A 20,440-nucleotide genomic window follows, 5' to 3' on the forward strand; every position below is an offset into this window, starting at 1 on the left:
CCGTGTGATCGTGACCGAAAGCGCTTACGAAAGCGCTTTCGCGGCGCCTCTCCTGACGGGAGTCTCCTCGATGGCAAGACTTTCCAGCGGCCTAGTGATCATCTCGATGTGCGGTCTGGCGCTGACCGCCTGTGCGAAGACCGACGAACCCGGCGCCGCCCCGTCACCCGGTCAGCGGCAGGGACCGGTCAAGATCGGCATCTCGCTCCCGCTCACCGGCGACTTCTCCGAGCCGGGCAAGGGCATCCAGGAGGGCTACCAGGTCTGGGCGGACCGGGTGAACGCCAAGGGCGGCCTGCTGGGCAGGAAGGTCGAGCTGATCTTCCGCGACGACGCCTCCGACCCCAACAGGGTCAGCTCCGACTACGAGTCCCTCATCACGCAGGACAAGGTGGACCTGGTGTTCGGGCCGTTCTCCTCGCGGCTGGTGATTCCCGCGGCGAAGGTCGCCGAGTCGTACGGCATGGTGTTCGTGGAGCCGGCGGGGGCCGCGAAGGAGGTCTTCGAGCAGGGCTTCGAGCGGCTCTTCTACGCGGCCCCCGCGATCGCCGACGACCACTACGACTACTTGGCCGACTATCTCATCAAGCTGCCGGCCGACCAGCGGCCCAGGACGGCAGCGTACGCGAGCCTGGACGACCCGTTCGCCCAGGGCACCGCGTACGGGCTGCGCGACAGGCTGGCCGAGGCGGGGATCAGGACGGTCGTGGACGAGGTCTACCCGCCGGAGACCACCGACTTCTCGCCCATCGCCGCCAAGATCGCCGCGGCGAAGCCGGACCTCGTCGTCGGGGGCACGCAGTTCGAGGACTCCGTCGGCCTGGTGCGCGCGCTGCAGGAGCTGAAGGTGCAGCCGAAGCTGGCGGCGTTCTCGACGGGGCCGACGCTGGCCGAGTTCCCCGCCGCGGTGAAGGGGGCGGCCGAGCACATCGTCTCGCCCGTCGGGTGGTCGGCCGCCTCGACGTTCACCGGCAACGAGGAGATGGTCAGGCGGTACAAGGAGATGTTCGGCGGCGAGGCCAACGAGGACGCGGCCAACGGCTACACGGTCGGCCAGATCATCGAGGCCGCCGTGACCGCGGCCAAGTGCGCCGACCCGAGCAAGGAGTGCCAGGACAAGCTGACCGGGCACATCAGGCAGGGCACGTTCGAGACCGTCGTGGGCCGGCTGTCCTTCGACGACAAGGGCCGGCCCGAGCAGGCGCACATGATCCAGCAGTACGTGGACGGCAAGATCGAGATCGTGCTGCCCGAGCAGGCGAAGACCGCCGACCTCGTCTACCCGAAGCAGGCATGGTGAGCCTGCTCCTGCAGGGGCTGGCCCTGGGCGTGCTGACGGGCGGGCTCTACGCGCTGCTCGCCTCGGGCCTGTCGCTGTACTTCGGCGTGATGCGGGTCGTCATGGTGGCCCACCCGGCGTTCCTGTTCCTGGCCGCCTACCTGACGTACACGGTGCACACGGCGCTCGGGGTGGACCCGTTCCTGGCCCTGCCGGTGACCGTGCCGGTCTTCTTCCTGCTGGGCGTGGCGGTGCAGCGGCTGCTCGTCGCCCGGCTGGCGCCGGAGAACGTGCCGATGATGTCGGTGCTGCTGACGTTCGGGCTCGCGCTGACGATCGAGGGGCTGCTCGGGACGTTCTACACGGGCTCCTACAAGTCGGTCAGCATGGAGTACGCGACCAGGTCCCTGACCATCGGCGGCGTGCACCTCCCGTACGACAAGATCATCGCCTTCGCGGTCGCCGCGCTCACCCTCGGCGTGCTCTTCGCCGTGCTGGTCAGGAGCAGGTTCGGGCAGGCGCTGCGGGCCACCATCCAGCACCGCGAGGCGGCCAGGCTGGTCGGCGTCCCGACCGAGCGGGTCGCCGGCTACGGCTTCGGCGTCGGCCTGGCCACGGCGGCCGTCGGCGGCACCGTGCTGGCCCTGATCACGCCGTTCTTCCCCGCCTCCCACTGGGTGTGGATCGGCAAGCTGATGGCGATCATCGTGGTCGGCGGGCTCGGCAGCGTGGCCGGCGCGGCGCTGGCGGCCGTCCTGCTCGGCGTCGTCGAGGGCATCGTGCTCGTCACCGTCGACGCCACCTGGGCGACGATGATGTTCTACGTCTTCCTCTTCCTGACCCTGCTCGCCCGCCCGCAGGGGTTCTTCGGAGGCCGCCTTGCGCACCGCTTCTAGAGGGCTCCCGCTGCTGGTCGCCGCCCTGGCGATCGCCTATCCCTGGCTGGTGCCCAACTACTACCTCGTGTACGCGGGCGCGCTGACCGTCATGTACGCCGCCATGGCCACCTCCTGGAACCTCCTGGGCGGTTTCACCGGCTACGTCTCGCTCGGCCACTCGGCCTTCTTCGGGCTCGGCGCGTACGGCACCGGGCTGCTCGTGACCCGGCTGGACGTGCCGTGGGCAGTGGCCCTGCCGATCTCGGCGCTGCTGGTCACCGTGTTCGCCGTGGGCGTCGGCGTCGCGGCCGTACGGGTGCGGGGCGCGTCGTTCGTGATCGTGTCGATCGCGCTCGTGTCGATGATGAACCTCGTCGTGCAGGGCTGGCGCTCGCTGACCGGCGGCTCCACCGGCCTGCAGGTGCCCTCGCCGTTCCCCGGCCTGCACCGGGGGCAGACGCACATGGTCTTCTTCTACCTGTTCCTCGTGCTGCTCGGGCTCGCGCTGCTGTCCTGGTGGTACGTCTCCCGCTCCCGCTTCGGCGCGGGCCTGCGGGCGATCAGGGAGGACGAGGACAAGGCCGAGTCGCTCGGCGTGCCGACGGCGGCGTACAAGGTGGCCGCCTTCGCCCTGTCGGCCCTGTTCGTGGCGCTGGCCGGCGGCCTGTACGCGCTGTGGTTCGGCAGCCTCGATCCGATCTTCATGTTCTCCATCCTGATCGGCTCGTACATGGTGCTGATGAGCCTGCTCGGCGGGGTCCGGCACGTGTACGGACCGCTGCTCGGCGCGCTCATCGTGGCGCCCGCCGGCGAGTATTTCCTGATCGCGCTCGGCGAGACGCAGGTCCACCTGGCCGCGACGGGCGTGCTGCTCATCCTGGTCGTGCTGTTCATGCCGGAGGGCATCCTGTCCAGGCTCACCAGGACAGGCCCGGGGCCGTCCATCCCCGAGGAGAGCGCCGGGCAGCGGCTGGAAGGGGCGGCTCGATGACCTCGCTGCACACGGAGAGCCTCACGAAGTCGTTCGGCGGCGTGCCCGCGGTGCACGGCGCCACCGTCGAGCTGCTGGAGGGTCAGGTCAACGGACTCATCGGGCCCAACGGCTCGGGCAAGACCACGTTCTTCAACCTGATCACCGGCATGATCAGGCCCGACTCGGGGCGGGTGCTCTATCGCGAGCGCGACATCACCCGCCACGCGCCGCACCGGATCGCGCACGCGGGCATCGGCCGCACCTTCCAGCTCTGCCGGGTCTTCCCGCGCCTGACCGTGCTGGAGAACATGCTGGTCGCGGTCCGCCGTACCCGCCTGCGGGAGCTGCTGGCCGGGCTGCACGACAGGGGCGAGGCCGAGCGCGCCCGCCGCTGGCTGCACCGCATGGGCATCGAGCACCTGGAGCACGCCGAGGCCCGCGACCTGTCCTACGGCCAGCAGAAGTTGCTCGAACTGGCCGCCGTGCTCATGGCCGAGCCGGACCTGGTGCTGCTCGACGAGCCCGCCGGCGGCGTCAACCCGGCGCTGATCGACCGCATCGTCACCCTCGTACGCGAGCTGAACGCCGAGGGACGCACCTTCCTCGTCGTCGAGCACAACATGGACATGGTGATGGGCATGTGCGACCACGTGATCGTCTTCGACCGCGGCGCGCCGATCGCCGCCGGCCCGCCCCCGGAGATCAGGGACGACCCACGCGTGCTGGAGGCGTATCTCGGTGTCTGAGGTGCTGCTCGCCCTGGAGAACGTCGTGGCCGGGTACGGCAGGGCGGCGCCGGTGCTGCGCGGCCTGTCGGTCACCGTGCGCGCCGGCGAGGTCGTCTGTCTCGTCGGCCCCAACGGCGCGGGCAAGTCCACCGTGCTCAAGGTCGCAAGCGGCCTGCTCGCGCCCAGGTCGGGCCGGGTGCTGCTGGCGGGGGAGGAGGTGGCGGGCCTGTCGCCGCAGCGGCTGCTCGGCCGCGGGCTGGCGCACGTGCTGCAGGGGCACAGCGTGTTCCGGGAGATGACGGTGGCGGAGAACGTGCGGCTCGGCGGCTACACCGTCCGGGACCAGGCCGTGCTGAACGCCAGGATCGAGGCGGTCAAGGAGTTGTTCCCCGTCGTGGCCGAGCGGTGGGGGAGCGTGGCCGGGCTGCTGTCGGGCGGCCAGCAGAAACAGGTCGAGTTCGCCCGCGCCCTCATGCTGGAGCCGGCCGTGGTGCTGCTCGACGAGCCGTCGATGGGGCTCGACCCGCGCAACACGCAGGTCGTGTTCGACCAGATCGACCTCATGCGCGGGGCCGGGGTGGCGGTGCTGCTGGTGGAGCAGAACGCGCGCAGGGCGCTGCAGATGGCCGACATCGGCTGCGTGCTCGACCTCGGCCAGGTGCACATCTCCGGCCCGGCGCGCGAGCTGGCGGCCGACCCGCGGCTCGGCCGCCTCTACCTCGGCGGAACGCCGTCTGACCACACGGCCGGGGATGCGGCTACGCCGCGCCCACCCGGACCCGCTTCCTGAACACCCAGTACGTCCACCCCTGGTAGACCAGCACGAACGGCAGCGTGATCAGCCCGATCCAGCTCAACATCGTCAGCGTGTAGGCACCGGAGGCGGCCTCGGCCAGCGTCAGCCCGGGCAGCGGCCGCGCGTGCAGCTCCACGAAGACGGCCAGCGTGGTCAGCACGATCGCGCCCGCCGTGGCCGCGAACGCCCAGCCCTCCCTGCGGCGCCAGACCAGCGCCGTGGCCGCGGCCAGCGCCGCCATGGCGGCCAGCGCGGGCGGCGTGCCCAGGCCCGACAGGGCGAACACGGCCACGGGGACGGCCACGGCGCTGGCGGCCATCGCCGCGACGCGGGCGCGGCGGCGTACCGGTCCGGTGGTCTTCAGCGTCAGGAAGACGGCGCCGTGCAGGACGCACACCGCCAGCGTGAACGCGCCTCCGAGCAGGGCGGCGAGCGGGCCGCCGTACAGCAGGCCGGCGAAGATCGCGCCCCAGAGGAACGCCGGGAGCGCGCTGCCCGCCACGACGCCCAGGTCGCACCAGCGCGGGGAGGCGACCTTGCCGCGCCACTCCAGGCCGACCCCGCGCACGATCAGCCCGACCAGGACGAGCACGACCGGCAGGTAGAAGGAGCTGAACACGCCCGCGTACCAGGCGGGGAACGCGGCGAACATGGCGCCGACCGCGGTGATCAGCCACACCTCGTTGCCGTCCCACACCGGGCCGATGGTCTGCAGGCTCTGGCGCCGCTCCTCGGCGTTCCCGCTCACGAGCGGCGCCAGCATCCCGACGCCGAAGTCGAAGCCCTCCAGCACGAAGTAGCCGGTCCACAGGAAGGCGATGATGACGAACCACAGATCGATCACTGTCCGCTCCCTCAGTACATCAGCGACGGTTGGAGCTGCTCGGTCGTGGCCGCGGGCCGCCGCTCCTCCTCGGCGCCCCCGCGGACGTGCCGGACGAGGAGCACGACCTCGGCGACGGCGAGCGCGCCGTACAGCAGCGTGAAGACGGTCAGCGAGGTGGCCACCTCGGCCAGGCTCACGCCGGGCGACACGCTGGCGGCCGTCAGCAGCTCGCCCGCGACCGTCCACGGCTGGCGGCCGATCTCGCTGAGCAGCCACCCGGCGGTCACCGCGGCCAGCGGCAGCGGCAGGGCCAGCAGGAACGCCCGCGCCAGCCATCTCGGCATGTCACGCCTTCCGCGGGTCAGCCAGAGGCCGAGCACCGACAGGCCCACCGTGGCCATCCCGAACACGATCATCACCCGGAACGACCAGAACACGACCGCCTGGTCCGGCCGGTAGTCCCCGGGGCCGAACTCCTGCTCGAAGCGCCGTTGCAGGTCCTCGGTGCCCTGGACGGTGGCGCTCGCGTCGTGGGTGGCCAGGAAGCTCAGGACGGCGGGGATCTCGATGCCCGGGGCGACGCTGAACGCCGCGCCGGCGGTGTCGCGCTCCAGCCCCTCGGCGGAGGCCAGCTTCATGGGCTGCTGCTCGTACATCAGCCTGGCGGACGTGTCGCCCGTGCCCGCGACGACGGCCCCCGCGATCGCCGTCATGATGAGCGCGCCCCTGGCGGCGCCGCGCCACATGCCGGAGCGCGTCCTCAGCAGCCAGTATCCGCTCACGGCCAGCACGAAGCCGCCCGCCACGACGAACGCCGCCCCGATCACGTGGGGCACCTGGGCCAGCGCCGTGGGGTTGGTCAGCACCGCCCACAGGTCGGTCATCCTGGCCTTGCCGCCGACGACCTCGTAGCCGACGGGGTGCTTCATCCAGGCGTTGGCGGCCAGGATGAAGTAGGCCGACAGGTTGGACCCGATGGCGGCCGCCCAGATGCACGCCAGGTGCACCCTCTTCGGCAGCCGGTCCCAGCCGAAGATCCACAAACCCAGGAACGTCGACTCCATGAAGAAGGCCAGCAGCGCCTCCATCGCCAGGGGCGCCCCGAAGACGTCGCCGACGAACGTGGAGTATTCACTCCAGTTCATTCCGAACTGGAACTCCTGCACGATGCCGGTGACCACGCCCATGGCGAAGTTGATGAGGAAGAGCTTGCCGAAGAACTTCGTGAGCCGCAGGTAGTGCTCCTTGCCCGTGCGGTGCCAGGCCGTCTGCAGGCCCGCCACGAAGACGCCCAGACCGATGGTCAACGGTACGAACAGGAAGTGGTACACGGTGGTCACCCCGAATTGCCACCGTGCGAGGTCAAGTGCGTCCATCGTCTGCGTCGACTCCCGTGAGCTCTACAAGCTGTAGTACATCTACTTGCAGTAGTACTACATGCTGTAGAGCAATGGGGTGCGACCTTGGTCACAGCCCTTCTCCCGTCTGGCAGGTGTTGCCCTTATCCGGCCGGACGCGGCCGCCTAAAGTTGCTCCATGAAGGTGGGTGGCAGCGCCGTGATCGGCGTTCAGAGAGATCAGGTGTGGACGGCGCTCCAGGATCCGGCGGTGCTGGTGCGCACGATTCCGGGGTGCGAACGCCTGGAGGAGTCGGGACACGACACGTACCGGATGACGGTCAACGCGGGTGTCGCCTCCATCAAGGGGGTCTACCAGGGGGAGGTGGCGCTGACCGACCCGCTCGCGCCCGAACGCTTCACGCTCAGGGCCCGCGGGCAGGGCGCGCCGGGGACGGTGGACGCCACCGTCCTGGTACGGCTGACCGAGATCGACGGCGGGACCCGCGTCGACTACGACGCCGACGCCGTGATCGGCGGAATGATCGGCGGGGTCGGGCAGCGCATGCTCGGCTCGGTGGCCAGGCGCACGGCGGGCGAGTTCTTCTCGGCCGTCGAGGAGCACCTGCTCGCACCGGCCGAGACCCCCGCCACCGCCTCAGGCACGACGACTCCGGCCTCCGGAGACCTGGCTCTGTCCGGCCCGGCCCTCGGCGACCTGGCCGCGGAGGCTCCCACCGGCCCGGCTTCCGGCGGTCCGGGTGGGCAGGGCGTCACCGCATCGGGAGCCGCCGCGGCCGTGGGCGGTGTCCGGCCGGCCGGGGCCGTCTACGAGCGGCCCGCCAAGGCACGCGCGGAGACGCGGCCATGGGTGATGCTGGCGTCGTTCGGCATGGGCGCGGGCGTGGCGGTCGGCGGCGTCGTGGTGGGCTGGCTGCTCGGCCGCGGCTCCCGGCGCCGCGACTCCTGACGGCGGGCGGAAGCAGGTGGTGAGGGGCGGGGCGGCGTGGCCGGGGCTCTCGCGGAAAAGGATCTCCGGGCGTAGCGTGGCTGTATGCGGCAGGCACACGCTGAAGACGCAAGGACCGAGGCCAGACGAGTCGTACGCAACCTGCTCGGCGAGGAGCGCCCGACGGCCCCGACCCTCATCGACGGCGTACGTCCCGTGCTCGGCGACGAGCGGACCGATCGCACGCTGGAGCTGGCGCTCGGGGCCTCGCTCACGAGACGTTCGGCCGAGCTGGCCGCCATCGCCGCGCTGCTGGTCGGCACCCGCGAGCTGGGCGCCGAGTGGTGGTCGCGGCCCAGGGGCGGCAAGCTGCCCCCTCCCGACGAGGTGGTGCGCACGGCCGTCGCGATCGAGCCGTGGACCGATCTGACCGCGCTGGAGATGCTGGCGGCCTGGATCGCCGACGACGCCGCCGACCAGCTGTGGGGCCTGCCGGTCGCCCAGGTCGATCTCAACTCCTGGCAGGCCGAAGACCGTTTCCGCCTGCCCCCGGAGGTCAGGCCAGGGCAGCGGCTCGTGGTCCACTTCGACGCGGGCGGGCGGCTCGACGCGGTCGTCACGCGCCGGGCCGACGACGACCTCGGATCCAATCTGGACTTCCACTCGCTGCGTTACTCGCGGCCCGCAGAGGCGCAGTGGAGCTGGGGCGTGGCGGCCGGGCTCGGACCGCACCGGCTGCCAGGGGAGCAGCCCGACCCGTACGCGCGCGAGGTCCCCGCGGCGGCCTCGGGTGTCCTGCGCGACTGGGCCATACGCCACGGCGCCACCCGCGAGCAGCTGGGCGAGCGGTGGGAGACCGTCGGTGACGTCGTGGCCGCCATCGAGCGGGTCGACTGGATGTGGCGCAGCGGCGAGTGGTTCGGGTGGTGGCGCGGCGCGTCGGCGCTCGTGGACGACTCGGCCTACCTGCCGTACCGGCTGGAGGAACTCGCCGCGGGCTGACGCGCCCCCGGGTGGGGCGGCGCGGCAGGCAGGCGCCGACCACCCAGCTCGCCGCGCCCGCCGACGGTTACTGCGCCGTATGAAAGGGCTCGTGCGCGGGCTCATGAACGGCGTCCACCGAGCCCTCGCCGAGCCGGCCGGAGCGGTGGTGCCTGCGGCAGAGCACCTGGTAGCGCACGCGTGAGGCGTCGGTGTCGCCGATCACGACCTGCTCGCCCGTACGCGCCATCGCCCCGCCCACGACCCTGGCGTTCAGCTGCCCGGGCCGGCCGCACCAGCACAGCACCTCGACCTGCAGCCGGCACACCTCGTCGGCCAGCTCGAACAGCCGCTGGGCGGCCGGGAACATCACCGAACGGAAGTCGGAGGCCAGCCCGAACGCGTAAACGTCGACGCCGTGCTCGTCCACCAGGTCGGCGAGCTGCTCGATCTGCTCGACCGTGTAGAAGCAGGCCTCGTCGCAGATCAGGTAGTCGATCCTGTCGTGCGCGGTCACCAGCCGGACGAGATCGAGATCGTCCTCCACCTCGATCGCCTCGAGGCCGAGCCCTATACGGCTGGTGACCTTGGGACCGCCGGAGCGGTCGTGCTTGGTCAGCACCAGGCCCCGGCGCCCTTGCCGGCCGTGGTTGTAGTTCATCTGGAGGGCGAGCGTGGACTTCCCGCAGTCCATGGGGCCGAAGTAGAACTTCAGCACGGCATCCCTGACACCAGACGGCACCGCAGACAAGGCAGACACTTCAGTCACGGGCCGCCAGCTTAGCGGCTTGGCTTGTTCCATGACCTCATGGGACATTTCTCCCCTGGAGTTACAGGAGGAAGTGTGGTCACCGACAATTCGCCGCCCAACCCGCCCTCGACCCCGCCGTCCAGCGGGCCGTCCAGCGGGCCGTCCAGCGCGTCGTCCAGCCCTCCGGCGCTCGACGCGATGATGTCTCAGGACGACATCACGGCCGCCCAGGCCGAGGCGACCCGATGGCGCTACGGATTTCTCGTCGTCGTCACCGGGATCGTCGCCGTCCTGGTCGCCTTCGGCGCCGCCGTGTTCGCCACCCGGGAGTTCGCCGTGCTGTTCGCGGGCGTGGCCGGTGTGATCGGCACCATCATCGGAGCGTATTTTGGGGTGCAGGCCGGTCAGTCCGGCAAGGCCAGGGTGGAGGCAGAGCTCTCCCGCTCCCAGGAGATGGTGGTGAGGCTGGCCGCGTACGTCGGCACAGACAACGCGCCCCGGGTCATCGACGAAGTTCTCGGCCGTCGCCGAAGCTAGAGGAGCCATGCGTAGCGTCCGTATCGGAGTGGACACCGGAGGCACCTTCACCGACGTCGTGGCGGTGGACGAGCAGACCGGTGAGATCCTCACCACCAAGACCCCTTCGACCCCCGCGAACCCGGCGGACGGGTTCGTCGCGGGCATCGAGAAGCTGGGTGAGCTCGACATCGGCTCGATCGTGCACGGCACCACGGTGGCGACGAACCAGCTGCTCGAAGATCGCATCGCCGACCTCGGGTTCATCACGACCGAGGGCTTCGAGTTCATCCTGGAGATCGCCAGGCAGAGCGTGCCCGACGGCTACGGCAACTCCTACTTCTGGGTCAAGCCGCCGAGGATCGTGCCCGTGCACCAGGTCAAGACCGTCGGCGGGCGGCTCGACCACCTGGGCGAGGAGGTGTGGCCGTTCTCCGAGGAGCAGGCCGTCGAGGTGGCCCGCTGGTTCAAAACCAGGGGCATCACCGCGATCGGGGTGTGCTTCCTGCACGCGTACGCCAACCCCGAGCACGAGCGACGCATGCGGGAGGTGTTGTGGCGCGAGCACCCGGAGGCGGTGATCTCCCTGTCGAGCGACGTGCTGCGCGAATACCGCGAGTACGAGCGCTCGGTGACCACCCTCGTGGACGCCGCCGTCAAACCGGCGATGCGCGGATACATCGCCGGCCTGTCCAACCGGCTCGGCACGCCGTTCTCCGTGATGAAGTCGAACGGCGGCATCCTGTCGGCCCGCGAGGTCGTCAACCAGCCGATCACCACGGTGTTGTCGGGGCCCGCGGCGGGCGCGCTCGGCGCGGCGCTCATCGCGTCCACGGCGGGTCACCGGTCGGTGATCACGCTGGACGGCGGCGGCACCTCCACCGACGTGGCCGTGGTGGTCGACGGTGAGCCGTCCATCACCACGGAGGGATCCGTCGGCCGCTACCCGTGCAAGATCCCGATGATCGACATCGTCACCGTCGGCGCGGGCGGCGGCTCGATCGCGTGGATCTCGCCCGAGGGCACGCTCAAGGTCGGGCCGAAGTCCGCCGGCGCCGACCCGGGCCCGCTCTGCTACGGCAAGGGCGGCACGGAGGTGACGGTCACCGACGCGCACGTGTTCCTCGGGCGCATCCCGCCGCACCTGCTGGGCGGGGAGATCCCGCTGGACGCCGGCGCCGCCCGCGCGGGCATCCAGGCGCTGGCCGGCAAGCTCGGCCTGACCCCCGAGCGCACGGCGACGGGGATCCTGGAGATCAGCGCGTTCAACCAGAGCAACGCGATCCGGCAGCTCACCGTCAAGCGCGGGCTGGACGTGCGGGACTTCCCGCTGGTGACGTTCGGCGGGTCGGGGCCGCTGCTGGCCTGCCGGCTGATCGACATCCTCGGCCTGCCGTCCGTGGTCGTCCCGCGCGACCCCGGCAACGTGTCGGCGTTCGGGCTGCTCACGGTCGACGTCAAGAACGACTACGTCCGCACGTACGTCACCCGCGACCTCGAACTCGGCAAGGCGGTCGAGATCTTCCACGACCTCGAACATCAGGCGGGCGAGGCGCTGGACCGCGAGGGCTTCGACGACCCGGTCTACGTGCGCAGCGCCGACCTGCGCTACTACGGGCAGGCGTACGAGGTGCGGGTGGCCGCCCCCGCGGGCGAGATCGACGAGGCCTGGCAGGCCGAGGTCGTCGACCGTTTCCACGCCGCCCACGAGAAGTTGTACGGCTACGCCTACCGCGACGACCCCCGCCACGGCGTCGAATGGGTCAACCTGCGCGTGTCCGGCATCGGCCCCATCAGCCGTCCGGTCATCCCCCGACTGGGCAAGCCGGGCGAGGGCGGCACCTCGGTGCGTCCCGTGCACTTCGACGAGACCCGCGACACCCCCATCCACCAGCGCTCCGCGCTCGGCCCCGGCGCCACGGTCACGGGCCCGGCGGTGATCGAGGAGTACGGCTCCACGATTCCCATCCACCCGGGCTTCACCGCGACGGTGGACGACTTCGGCAACGTGGAGATATCCGCAGTGGACGGAGGAACGGTGAACGACCGATGAACACGGCTGACCCCATTCTGGTGGAGATCGTCGAGGGAACCCTCGCGTCCGTCGAGAAGGAGGTCGAGACGGCCATCGCGCGCACGGCCCGCTCGCCGATGATCCGCGACGCGCACGACTTCCGCGCCGGCATCCACGACGTACGCATGCGCAAGCTGACCGGCCGCTCCTACAGCGCGCTGGTCCAGCCGGTCGTGCGCGACTTCCCCGTCGAGACGATGAAGCCCGGCGACGTCTACTTCCACAACGACGTCTACCTCTCGGAAGGCGGCATCGGCCACCTGCCCGACCTGTGCGTCACCGTGCCGGTGTTCCACGAGGGGGAGGTGGTGGCGTTCGTGCAGGCGTTCGGCCACCACGACGACATCGGCGGGTCCGTGCCCGGGTCCATGCCCTCGCACGCCCGGTCGGTCTACGAAGAGGGCCTGATGGTGCCGCCCATCAAGCTGTGGGACGAGGGCGTGCCCAACGAGGCCGCGCTGCGCATCATGACCCGCAACTCCCGCATGCCCGACTCCCTCGCCGGCGACCTCGACGCCGAGTGCTCGGCCTGTCTCATGGGGGCGCGGCGGCTGGCGGAGCTGTTCGACCGGTACGGCAGGCAGGCCGTCGAGGAGAGCTTCGACGCGATCATCGGCAAGACCACCGATACGTTCCGCAGGGAACTGCTCGCCAAGATCCCCGAGGGCACGTACGTGTGGGAGGACTACGCCGAGCACGACGGCGTGGACGAGCCGCGCCTGCACGCCCAGCGCATCACCCTCACCGTCGACCACTCCGACCTCGAGCACGGAGGCGACCTGGCGCCGCTGACCATCGACTTCACCGGCACGTCGCCGCAGGCCAAGGGGCCGATCAACCACGCGGGCGACTACGCCGACGGCGTGTTCCTGAAGAAGTGGCTGGCCCCGGTGTTGCGCAACCTGGCCGACACTCCGGAGCGCATGGCCGAGCTCGACGTCAACGAGGGGGTCGTCCCCCTCATCAAAATGATCTTCCCGGAGAAGGGCAGCCTGCTCACGCCGGTCTTCCCCGCGCCGACCAACGCCCGCACGTTCGTCATCCTGCGCCTGCTCGGCGTGCTGGCGGGCGTGCTCGCCAAGGCCACGGGCGGGCGCATGCCGGCCGACCAGGAGACCATCCGCTACACCGGAGTCCACGGCACCGGCGCCGACGGCGAGCCGTACCTGATGCGGGAGGTGCTGGGCGGCGGCTCCGGCGGGCGCTGGTACGCCGACGGCGAGGACACCATCCACGTGGTGCCAGACTCGCGCAACATCCCCGTGGAGTTCGCCGAGGCCCGCTGGCCGTTCCGGGTGGAACGCCTGGCGCTGGCCTGCGACTCGGGCGGGCCGGGCATGTTCAGGGGCGGTCTCGGCTACGACAAGCACATCAGGATGCTCAGAGACGCCTCGTACATGTCCATCGCCGACCGCTCGATCCTGTCCTGCTGGGGCGTCAACGGCGGCCTGGCCGGGCGGCCGTTCCGCGTGGAGATCGCGGGCAGGGAGATGGAAGGGCTGGTCGACGACCACCCGGTGCAGGCGGGGGAGCTGATCAGGATCCGCACCACCGGGGGCGGCGGATGGGGCTCACCCTACGATCGCGACCCCCGGGCGGTGGCCGCGGACGTGCGCGACGGGAAGGTGTCGATCGCCGGCGCGCTGGGCGACTACGGCGTGGTGCTCGACGGCGACCGCATCGACGAGCAGGGCACGGCCGAGCTGAGGGCCCGGCTGCGGCCGCCGGCCGGACGGTTCTTCGACCGCGGGCCGGGGTACGCGAAACTCGCCGGGCGGCCCTTCGCGGACGTCGACGAGCTCAGAAGCCCCCTCGACAGCGGCGGGTCCCATGACGGCCCGCCTGACAGCGGCGCGTCGCACGATGGCCCGCCTGAGAGCGGCGGGTCCCTTGACGGCCCGGCCGACAGCGGCGCCCCCGGCGATGGCCTGGCCGACGGTGGCTCGCCCGGCGAAGGCCCGGTCGGAGAGCCCTGACAGGTGCTCACCGACCTGACACGGGCGCCGCGAGCCCGGACAGGCGCGCGGCGGACCGCCGGGCCCCGCACGGGCGAGAGGCCCGGGACGAGTGGCGAGCCGAGGGTTCGGTCAGGGCGTGTCGAAGCTGGCGAAGTAGGTGGCCGACATGTCCTCGTCGCCGTGCCCCTGGGCCTCGGCGCGGCGCAGCTGCTCGCCCGCCGCCGCCACCACGTCGAGCCGCACGCCGGCCGCCTCTCCCGCCTGGGTGATCAGCCGGGTGTCCTTCGCCGCGTTGCTGACGGCGAAGCTGGTCGTGAAGTCGTTCTCCAGGATCGACGCCGACTTGGCCTGGAAGTAGGGGCTGTCCATCGGGCCACCGATGATCGTCCGGTCGCCGCCACGCCCACCGTGCTCATCTGCGCCCACACCTGCCCGGGCCGGAGCCCGGGGGCGGCGGCGGTCATCGCGGCGAGCACGGCGTCGCCGTCGCTGAGCATCGTGACGATCACGTCGGCCCCGTCGACGGCCTCGGCCGGCGAGCCGGCCACGACCGCGCCATGGGCCGCCAGGGGCTGGGCCTTCTCCCGCGTACGATTCCACACGTGAACCTGCATGCCGGACGTGGCGATGTTGCGCGCCTTCGGGGCGCCCATCAGCCCGGTCCCCAGGACTGCGACCTTGGTCATGGGATCATCGTACGTTCGGCCGCGACTCGGCCCCGCGCAGGGTGCGGTGTTGACGCCCGCCGGCGCCGGAGGAACTGAACCATCGTGAGAAAGGGAGGGACCCGCGTGCGGATCGTGCTCGCCGGGCTCGCCACGAGTCACCCGTACACCGACGCCCGCACCCTCGCCAGGCATGCCGAGCTGGTGGTGTGGGAGCCCGATCCCGAGCGGTTGCGGCGCTTCACCGACGAACATCCGGCCGCGAAGGTGGCGGAGAGCCTGGCAGGGGCGCTGGGCCACGAGCCCGACGGCGTGGTGCTGACCGTGCCCAACCCGCGGGTGCCCGCGGCGCTGGCCCGGGTGCTGGAGACGGGCGCGGCGTGTTTCGTGAACAAGCCGGCCGCCGCGACCAGGGGCCAGCTCGACGCGCTCGACCGGCTGCCGATCCACGAGCGGGTGATGTCGACGTCGGTGCTGCGCTTCGCGCCCGCCTTCGCCGGGCTGCGGGCCGCCCCGGAGGAGTTGCTCGCCGTGCGCGCCACCGTGCGCCACGACGTGGGCCTCTGGGCGACCGGCTACAACGCCTGGCAGGACACCCCGGGTGAGGGCGGCGGCACGATGGTGACCATGGGGATCCACGGGGTGGAGCTGCTGGTGGCCCTGCTGGGCCCGGACGTGCGGCTGGCCGGAGCCGCCCGGTCCACGCGGCATTACGGTGTGCTCCGTTCTGAGGACACCGGGGTGATGGCCCTGCGGTGGGGCGGCGGCGTGCTCGGCACGGTCGAGGTGCTCGGCGTCTCCGAGGCGGAGTCCTACGCGGTCACGCTGCACGGACGCGACTCCACCGAGACCGTGCTCATCGAGGGCGGCGACGACCCGATGAGGGGCCTCGGCTACGAAGGCACCATCGACGCGTTCCTCGCCATGGTGGGCGGCGCGCCCAGCCCGGTGCCGTGGGAGCAGACCAGGGCCGTCCTCGACGTGCTCGTCTCGGCGAGGGAGAGCGCGTAGGGAGCCGCCCCGGCGTTGACAGCACGACTCTCGCGCAGTTACGGTCTGGACCGTAAATAGCGGATGGAGGACGTTCGTGCGGACGACGGCGGAACTCGAGGAGCGGCTGGCGCGGCCCGGCGCCGGGCTCGTCGACGATCTGGGCAGGCTGCCCGGCGACATCATGATCCTGGGCGCGGGCGGCAAGCTGGGCCCGAGCCTGGTGCGGCTGGCCCTCAACGCCACCCGCGGCGACCGGCGGATCATCGCGGTGTCCCGGTTCGGCGAGCCGGGCCTGGCGGACGCCCTCAGGGCGGACGGCGCGACGGTGGTGAGCGCCGACGTGTCCGACGAGCGGGCGCTGCGCGACCTGCCGGAAGCGCCCAACGTGGTCTTCCTGGTCGGCGCCAAGTTCGGCACGCAGGGGCGCGCCCACGCCGCCTGGTTCACCAACACCTACCTGCCCGGCAGGGTCGCCGACCGGTTCAGGGAGAGCAGGATCGCCGCCCTGTCCACCGGCAACGTCTACCCGCTCGTCCCCGTGGCCGGCGGCGGCAGCACCGAGGACTCGCCGGCCGGGCCCGTCGGCGACTACGCGATGAGCTGCCTGGGCAGGGAGCGGGTGCTGACGCACTTCTCCGAGACGTACGGCACCCGCGTGGCGCTGCTCCGGCTCAACTACGCCGTTGAGCTGCGCTACGGCGTCCTGGTCGACCTGGCGCAGAAGGTCCTGGCGGGCGAGCCCGTCGACCTCACGACCGGCCAGGTGAACGTGGTCTGGCAGGGCTACGCCAACGAGGTGACGCTGCGGTCGCTGCTGCTGGCCGGCGCGCCGCCGTACGTGCTCAACGTGACCGGGCCCGAGCTGATCTCGGTACGGCAGGCCGCGCTGGCGCTCGGCGAGGCGCTCGGCAAGGAACCCGTCTTCACCGGCGAGGAAGCCCCCACGGCGCTGCTGTCGAACGCGGGCCGCTGCCACCGGCTGTTCGGCTACCCGGAGCTGACCCCCGCCGAGCTCATCGAGCACACGGCGCGCTGGGTCACGGGCGGCGGGCCGCTGCTCGGCAAGCCCACCAAGTTCGAGCGCCGTGACGGGCGTTTCTGATTCACAGCTCACCTCACCGCACCTATCACTTGGGGGGACTCACGTGCTCGGCACGGCTCCAGAGGCGCACGCGTCCGTGCGCGACCTGTTCAGGCGCGGCCTGGTGATCCCGGCGCACCCGCTCGCGCTGACCTCGGACAGGAAGCTGGACGAGCGCCGCCAGCGGGCGCTCACCCGCTACTACGTCGAGGCGGGCGCGGGCGGGCTGGCGGTGGGCGTGCACACCACGCAGTTCGCCATCCACGGCACCGGGCTGCTGGCTCCGGTGCTCGAACTGGCCGCCACGGTGGCGGGCGAGTACGCGCACGAGGTGGTGCTCGTGGCCGGCGCCACCGGGCCGACCGCGCAGGCGGTGGCGGAGGCCGAGCTGGCCAGGTCGCTCGGCTACCACATGGTGCTGCTCAGCCCGTACCGGGAGCTGGACGAGGACGGCCTGATCGAGCGGGCGCGGGCGGTGGGCGAGGTGCTGCCGGTGATCGGCTTCTACCTGCAGCCCGCGGTCGGCGGCCGCCACCTGTCCAGGGAGTTCTGGACGAGGCTGGCGCAGATCGAGGCCGTGGCCGGCATCAAGGCGGCGCCGTTCGACCGCTACCGGACCCTCGACGTGCTGCACGGCGTGGTGCGCGCGGGCCGGGCCGGCGAGGTCGCCCTCTACACCGGCAACGACGACCACATCCTGACCGACCTGATCACCCCGCACCGCGTGGTCGTGGACGGGCGCGAGGTGGACGTCGAGTTCGTCGGCGGGCTGCTCGGCCAGTGGGCGGTGTGGGTACGGCGGGCCGTGGAGCTGCTGGAGCAGGCCAGGGCCGCGCGGTCCGGCGACGACGCGGCCGTGCGCCGGCTGCTCACCCTCGACGGGCACCTGACCGACGCGAACGCCGCCATCTTCGACTCCGCGAACGCCTTCCACGGCTGCATCCCCGGCATCCACGAGGTGCTGCGCCGGCAGGGGCTGCTGGAGGGTCGCTGGTGCCTGGACCCGGCGGAGGACCTGTCGCCCGGCCAGCTCGCCGAGATCGACCGGGTGCTGGCCGCCTATCCGGAGCTGCGCGACGACGACTTCGTCGCGGAGAACCTCTCACGCTGGCTCGCCTGACCGATGCGCGGGGGCGGGGTGCCGGTGCGTCCGGCGGCGAGCGAGGGCGGAGCGCTGGAGCGTCGGACGGCAGGTGGGCGCGGGGCGCTAGAGCGTCAGGCGGTAGAGGGTCAGCGGGCGGCCGCTGGATCCGCTGGTGAGATTGCCGGTGCGCTCGGCGAGCCCGGCCAGCTCCAGGCGGTGCAGCATGCGCCGCGCCGTACGCTGCTGGACGGCCAGCCGGTCGGCGATCTCGCGTGTCGTCAGGGGTTCGTCGCCCGCGGCGGCCCGCGCCTCCAGGAGCTTCTCCAGCGTGGGCACCGACAGCCCGACCCGGCGGGCGATGACCGACAGGCTCTGCCGGCCCGCGGGCGTGGTGGTCACCGACTCCAGGACGACGTCGGCATCCGCCCGCAACGACAACACCGCGGCGACCGGGCCTATCCTGCGGGCCTTGGCCAGCGCGCGCCGCGCCAGGCTCTCCGCCTCCGCGGCGCTGCGTCCCAGGCCGAAGCCGACGCGGACCGCGTCGTTCTGGCCGGCCAGCCGGGCCAGCATGGGCAGCCCGGTGAAGCCGCCCGTGGCGTCGTGCAGGGGGCCACGGGTGGTGACCAGCAGGTGCGTGCCGCCGCGGAAGGCCGCCAGCGTGCCGCCCAGGGCCGTGGCCTCGCGCAGCAGCCCCTCCTCGTTGGCCACCTCGATGAGCCCGAGCGCGATCTGGGCGTCCTCCTGCACCTGCCCCTCGGCGGTCAGCACGAGCTGGCGCAGCGCCACGCGTACGGAGTGCACGGACGGCACCAGGCGCAGCACGTGCCGCTCGTCGCGCAGCGCTTCGTACACGGAGCTCAGGCAGGTGATCACCGTGTGCGCGGGACTCCTGCGGTGGAAGGCGATCGCCTTGTGGGAGGTCATCCCCGGCCGGTACGGGTGCGTGCGCAGCTCGCCGGTCGGCAGCCCGGCCTCGGTGAACGTGGCGTCGACGTCGGCGGCCGACAACGTGTCGATCGACAACATGGTGACGTCCTCGCCCTGGTGCTGGAGGCGTACGAGGGCGTTGAGCAGCGTCGCGCCGGAGTAGTCGACGAACGCGGCGGGACGGGTGAGGGCCTCGGCGTCGCGGGAGAGCATGTAGGGGACGATGCCGGTGAACAGCCAGCCCTCGACGGAGGTGGCGTGGGCCTCGACGATCGCGGGGGCCTGCGACTCATGGTCGTAGTCGAGGCGCAGGGTGCTCACGCCCGGCTGCTCCTCGCAGACGGCCGCGACGTCGTCGACCAGATCGTGCGGGCCGACGACTCCGATGACGATTCCCACGCACGCCTCCCTCTCGCTCATTTCGGTCAAGACCGCAATCATAACTGGTGAGGTGCCAGGTGAAGTTCCCGTCCATGGCAGAGGCAGACGGCCGTACCCTCGGCGACGAGGAGGTGGCCGCCGTCGAGCGGGTGATCCGCTCGGGCATGCTCAGCTCCGTCTGGGGGACCGAGGCGCGGGCGCTGGAACGCGAGATCGCGCAGGCGTACGGCTCCCGCCATGCGATCGCGTGCAGTTCCGGCACCGCGGCCCTCCATCTGTCGGTCGTGGCGGCCGCGCCGGACCCAGGGGACGAGATCATCACGACACCGATCACGGACTTCGGGACCGTGGCCCCCATCCTGGCGCAGAACGCCGTTCCTGTCTTCGCGGACGTGGATCCGTCCGACGGAAATCTCGATCCCGGCGCCGTGGCCCGGCTCATCGGCCCGCGGACGAGGGCGATCATGGCGGTGCACCTGTTCGGGGCGCCGGCCAGGATCCACGAGTTGCGCGCCCTCGCCGACGAGCACGGCCTGATGCTGATCGAGGACTGCGCGCAGGCCTGGCTGGCCGGGCTGCCCGGCGGCGGGCTCGCGGGGACGACGGGTCACGTGGGGTGCCTCAGCCTGCAGCAGTGGAAGCACATCACCTGCGGCGACGGCGGGGTGGCGATCACCGGCGACGACGGGCTGGCCAGGCGGATGCGGCTCTTCTCCGACAAGGGCTGGGACCGCGCGGCCGGGCGCTCGCACGCCGCCTTCGGGCTCAACTACCGCATGACCGAGCTCCAGGCCGCGGTGGCGCGCGCCCAGCTCGCCAAGCTTCCCGGCGTGGTCGCCGCGCGCCGCCGTACGGCCCTGCGGCTGATCGAGGCCCTCAAGGACCTGCCAGGGGTACGGCTGCCGCGCCCGCAGGGTCACGTGTGGTGGCTCTTCCCGGTCGTGTGCCCGGACGGCGACGCGCCCGAGCTGGCGGCGCACCTGGCGGCGTCCGGGATCCCCGCGCGCGCCGGATACCTCGCGGAGCCGCTGAACAGGGCGCCGGTGTGGCAGGCGGCCATCTACGGGACCGCCCGCTTCCCGCTCGACGGCTACACCCCGAACCCCTGCCCGCAGGCCGAGCGCATGGTGGACCGTACGCTGCTCGTCATCGACTGGAACGAGAACTACACGCCTGAGCACGTCGAGCTGATCGCCGAGGAGATCACGAAATTTCGGGCTCGGGGGTAGTCACGTTCATATCTCAGGCATTGACCAGGCC

Annotated in this window: 20 protein-coding genes; 14 read left to right on the forward strand and 6 right to left on the reverse strand. The window is 71.7% G+C overall.

What is annotated here, in order from left to right; genetic code table 11:
• Positions 1 to 70: 70 nt before the first annotated feature.
• From ABGB01_RS10285 to ABGB01_RS10305, 5 genes are read left to right on the forward strand one after another with little or no spacing between them, the layout of a single operon-like run.
• A complete protein-coding gene (locus ABGB01_RS10285) occupies positions 71 to 1,300 on the forward strand; it encodes an amino acid ABC transporter substrate-binding protein (protein ID WP_347772666.1) in 1,230 nt (409 codons plus the stop codon).
• Positions 1,294 to 2,175, forward strand: a complete 882-nt coding sequence (locus ABGB01_RS10290) for a branched-chain amino acid ABC transporter permease (protein ID WP_347772668.1) — start codon at positions 1,294 to 1,296, stop codon at positions 2,173 to 2,175. The genes ABGB01_RS10285 and ABGB01_RS10290 overlap by 7 nt, the downstream gene beginning before the upstream one ends.
• Positions 2,159 to 3,148, forward strand: a complete 990-nt coding sequence (locus ABGB01_RS10295; protein WP_347772670.1) for a branched-chain amino acid ABC transporter permease — start codon at positions 2,159 to 2,161, stop codon at positions 3,146 to 3,148. The genes ABGB01_RS10290 and ABGB01_RS10295 overlap by 17 nt, the downstream gene beginning before the upstream one ends.
• Entirely contained in the window at positions 3,145 to 3,876 is a 732-nt protein-coding gene (locus tag ABGB01_RS10300; RefSeq protein WP_347772672.1) for an ABC transporter ATP-binding protein, read from the forward strand. The genes ABGB01_RS10295 and ABGB01_RS10300 overlap by 4 nt, the downstream gene beginning before the upstream one ends.
• Positions 3,869 to 4,648, forward strand: a complete 780-nt coding sequence (locus tag ABGB01_RS10305; RefSeq protein ID WP_347772674.1) for an ABC transporter ATP-binding protein — start codon at positions 3,869 to 3,871, stop codon at positions 4,646 to 4,648. The genes ABGB01_RS10300 and ABGB01_RS10305 overlap by 8 nt, the downstream gene beginning before the upstream one ends.
• On the opposite strand, the gene cydB is transcribed toward ABGB01_RS10305, so the two are convergent.
• Positions 4,617 to 5,498 (reverse strand): cytochrome d ubiquinol oxidase subunit II, encoded by an 882-nt coding sequence (cydB, locus tag ABGB01_RS10310; protein WP_347772676.1) that lies wholly within the window; start codon positions 5,496 to 5,498, stop codon positions 4,617 to 4,619. The genes ABGB01_RS10305 and cydB overlap by 32 nt on opposite strands.
• A gap of 11 nt (positions 5,499 to 5,509) precedes the next feature.
• The gene (locus tag ABGB01_RS10315; protein ID WP_347772678.1) at positions 5,510 to 6,856 is read right to left on the reverse strand and encodes a cytochrome ubiquinol oxidase subunit I; all 1,347 of its coding nucleotides are present in this window, start codon (positions 6,854 to 6,856) and stop codon (positions 5,510 to 5,512) included.
• Between the two features lie 160 nt (positions 6,857 to 7,016).
• Here ABGB01_RS10315 and ABGB01_RS10320 point away from each other — a divergent pair, with 160 nt between their 5' ends.
• Both ABGB01_RS10320 and ABGB01_RS10325 read left to right on the forward strand, forming a co-directional pair.
• Positions 7,017 to 7,787 carry a carbon monoxide dehydrogenase subunit G gene (locus ABGB01_RS10320; protein ID WP_347772680.1) on the forward strand — a complete coding sequence of 257 codons (771 nt, stop codon included), beginning with the start codon at positions 7,017 to 7,019 and terminating at the stop codon, positions 7,785 to 7,787.
• A gap of 84 nt (positions 7,788 to 7,871) precedes the next feature.
• A complete protein-coding gene (locus ABGB01_RS10325) occupies positions 7,872 to 8,768 on the forward strand; it encodes a hypothetical protein (RefSeq protein ID WP_347772682.1) in 897 nt (298 codons plus the stop codon).
• Positions 8,769 to 8,835: 67 nt separating this feature from the next.
• On the opposite strand, the gene ABGB01_RS10330 is transcribed toward ABGB01_RS10325, so the two are convergent.
• Positions 8,836 to 9,465, reverse strand: coding sequence for a thymidine kinase (locus ABGB01_RS10330; RefSeq protein WP_347772684.1), 630 nt, complete (start codon positions 9,463 to 9,465; stop codon positions 8,836 to 8,838).
• A gap of 126 nt (positions 9,466 to 9,591) precedes the next feature.
• On the opposite strand from ABGB01_RS10330, the gene ABGB01_RS10335 reads away from it, so the two are divergent.
• The 3 genes from ABGB01_RS10335 to ABGB01_RS10345 are packed head-to-tail and all read left to right on the forward strand — an operon-like array spanning position 9,592 to position 14,064.
• Complete coding sequence (locus ABGB01_RS10335) at positions 9,592 to 10,035, forward strand: hypothetical protein (RefSeq protein WP_347772686.1); 444 nt, start codon at positions 9,592 to 9,594, stop codon at positions 10,033 to 10,035.
• A 7-nt stretch (positions 10,036 to 10,042) separates the two neighbouring features.
• Complete coding sequence (locus tag ABGB01_RS10340; RefSeq protein WP_347772688.1) at positions 10,043 to 12,067, forward strand: hydantoinase/oxoprolinase family protein; 2,025 nt, start codon at positions 10,043 to 10,045, stop codon at positions 12,065 to 12,067.
• The gene (locus tag ABGB01_RS10345; RefSeq protein WP_347772690.1) at positions 12,064 to 14,064 is read left to right on the forward strand and encodes a hydantoinase B/oxoprolinase family protein; all 2,001 of its coding nucleotides are present in this window, start codon (positions 12,064 to 12,066) and stop codon (positions 14,062 to 14,064) included. Before ABGB01_RS10340 ends, ABGB01_RS10345 begins: the two co-directional genes overlap by 4 nt.
• Before the next feature lie 111 nt (positions 14,065 to 14,175).
• On the opposite strand, the gene ABGB01_RS10350 is transcribed toward ABGB01_RS10345, so the two are convergent.
• On the reverse strand, positions 14,176 to 14,415 hold the full coding sequence (locus ABGB01_RS10350) for an NAD-binding protein (RefSeq protein ID WP_347772692.1): 240 nt from the start codon (positions 14,413 to 14,415) through the stop codon (positions 14,176 to 14,178).
• Entirely contained in the window at positions 14,316 to 14,906 is a 591-nt protein-coding gene (locus ABGB01_RS10355; RefSeq protein ID WP_347772694.1) for an NAD(P)-binding domain-containing protein, read from the reverse strand. Before ABGB01_RS10355 ends, ABGB01_RS10350 begins: the two co-directional genes overlap by 100 nt.
• Between ABGB01_RS10355 and ABGB01_RS10360 the strand changes: the two genes are divergently transcribed.
• From ABGB01_RS10360 to ABGB01_RS10370, 3 genes are all read left to right on the forward strand, one after another.
• Positions 14,838 to 15,722, forward strand: a complete 885-nt coding sequence (locus ABGB01_RS10360; protein WP_347772696.1) for a Gfo/Idh/MocA family oxidoreductase — start codon at positions 14,838 to 14,840, stop codon at positions 15,720 to 15,722. The genes ABGB01_RS10355 and ABGB01_RS10360 overlap by 69 nt on opposite strands.
• 76 nt (positions 15,723 to 15,798) lie before the next feature.
• Positions 15,799 to 16,806 carry an NAD-dependent epimerase/dehydratase family protein gene (locus tag ABGB01_RS10365; RefSeq protein ID WP_347772698.1) on the forward strand — a complete coding sequence of 336 codons (1,008 nt, stop codon included), beginning with the start codon at positions 15,799 to 15,801 and terminating at the stop codon, positions 16,804 to 16,806.
• A 43-nt stretch (positions 16,807 to 16,849) separates the two neighbouring features.
• Entirely contained in the window at positions 16,850 to 17,905 is a 1,056-nt protein-coding gene (locus ABGB01_RS10370) for a dihydrodipicolinate synthase family protein (RefSeq protein WP_347772699.1), read from the forward strand.
• A gap of 87 nt (positions 17,906 to 17,992) precedes the next feature.
• Here ABGB01_RS10370 and ABGB01_RS10375 read toward each other — a convergent pair whose 3' ends face one another.
• Complete coding sequence (locus tag ABGB01_RS10375; protein ID WP_347772700.1) at positions 17,993 to 19,198, reverse strand: hypothetical protein; 1,206 nt, start codon at positions 19,196 to 19,198, stop codon at positions 17,993 to 17,995.
• A gap of 74 nt (positions 19,199 to 19,272) precedes the next feature.
• Here ABGB01_RS10375 and ABGB01_RS10380 point away from each other — a divergent pair, with 74 nt between their 5' ends.
• Complete coding sequence (locus ABGB01_RS10380; RefSeq protein WP_347772701.1) at positions 19,273 to 20,409, forward strand: DegT/DnrJ/EryC1/StrS family aminotransferase; 1,137 nt, start codon at positions 19,273 to 19,275, stop codon at positions 20,407 to 20,409.
• Positions 20,410 to 20,440 lie beyond the last annotated feature (31 nt).

This window comes from Nonomuraea sp. B5E05 (assembly GCF_039880665.1).
Lineage (GTDB): Bacteria > Actinomycetota > Actinomycetes > Streptosporangiales > Streptosporangiaceae > Nonomuraea.

Excerpts from the sequence above, each read along its gene's own strand:
- ABGB01_RS10355 (WP_347772694.1), bottom strand. The coding sequence starts at position 14,906 with ATGCCTGGCGAGGGTGCGGGCGTCGGTGTACGGGTGACTCGTGGCGAG.
- ABGB01_RS10380 (WP_347772701.1), top strand. The coding sequence starts at position 19,273 with ATGGCAGAGGCAGACGGCCGTACCCTCGGCGACGAGGAGGTGGCCGCC.
- ABGB01_RS10290 (WP_347772668.1), top strand. The coding sequence starts at position 1,294 with ATGGTGAGCCTGCTCCTGCAGGGGCTGGCCCTGGGCGTGCTGACGGGC.
- ABGB01_RS10320 (WP_347772680.1), top strand. The coding sequence starts at position 7,017 with ATGAAGGTGGGTGGCAGCGCCGTGATCGGCGTTCAGAGAGATCAGGTG.
- ABGB01_RS10325 (WP_347772682.1), top strand. The coding sequence starts at position 7,872 with ATGCGGCAGGCACACGCTGAAGACGCAAGGACCGAGGCCAGACGAGTC.
- ABGB01_RS10315 (WP_347772678.1), bottom strand. The coding sequence starts at position 6,856 with ATGGACGCACTTGACCTCGCACGGTGGCAATTCGGGGTGACCACCGTG.
- ABGB01_RS10350 (WP_347772692.1), bottom strand. The coding sequence starts at position 14,415 with ATGGACAGCCCCTACTTCCAGGCCAAGTCGGCGTCGATCCTGGAGAAC.
- ABGB01_RS10285 (WP_347772666.1), top strand. The coding sequence starts at position 71 with ATGGCAAGACTTTCCAGCGGCCTAGTGATCATCTCGATGTGCGGTCTG.
- ABGB01_RS10300 (WP_347772672.1), top strand. The coding sequence starts at position 3,145 with ATGACCTCGCTGCACACGGAGAGCCTCACGAAGTCGTTCGGCGGCGTG.
- ABGB01_RS10345 (WP_347772690.1), top strand. The coding sequence starts at position 12,064 with ATGAACACGGCTGACCCCATTCTGGTGGAGATCGTCGAGGGAACCCTC.
- ABGB01_RS10340 (WP_347772688.1), top strand. The coding sequence starts at position 10,043 with ATGCGTAGCGTCCGTATCGGAGTGGACACCGGAGGCACCTTCACCGAC.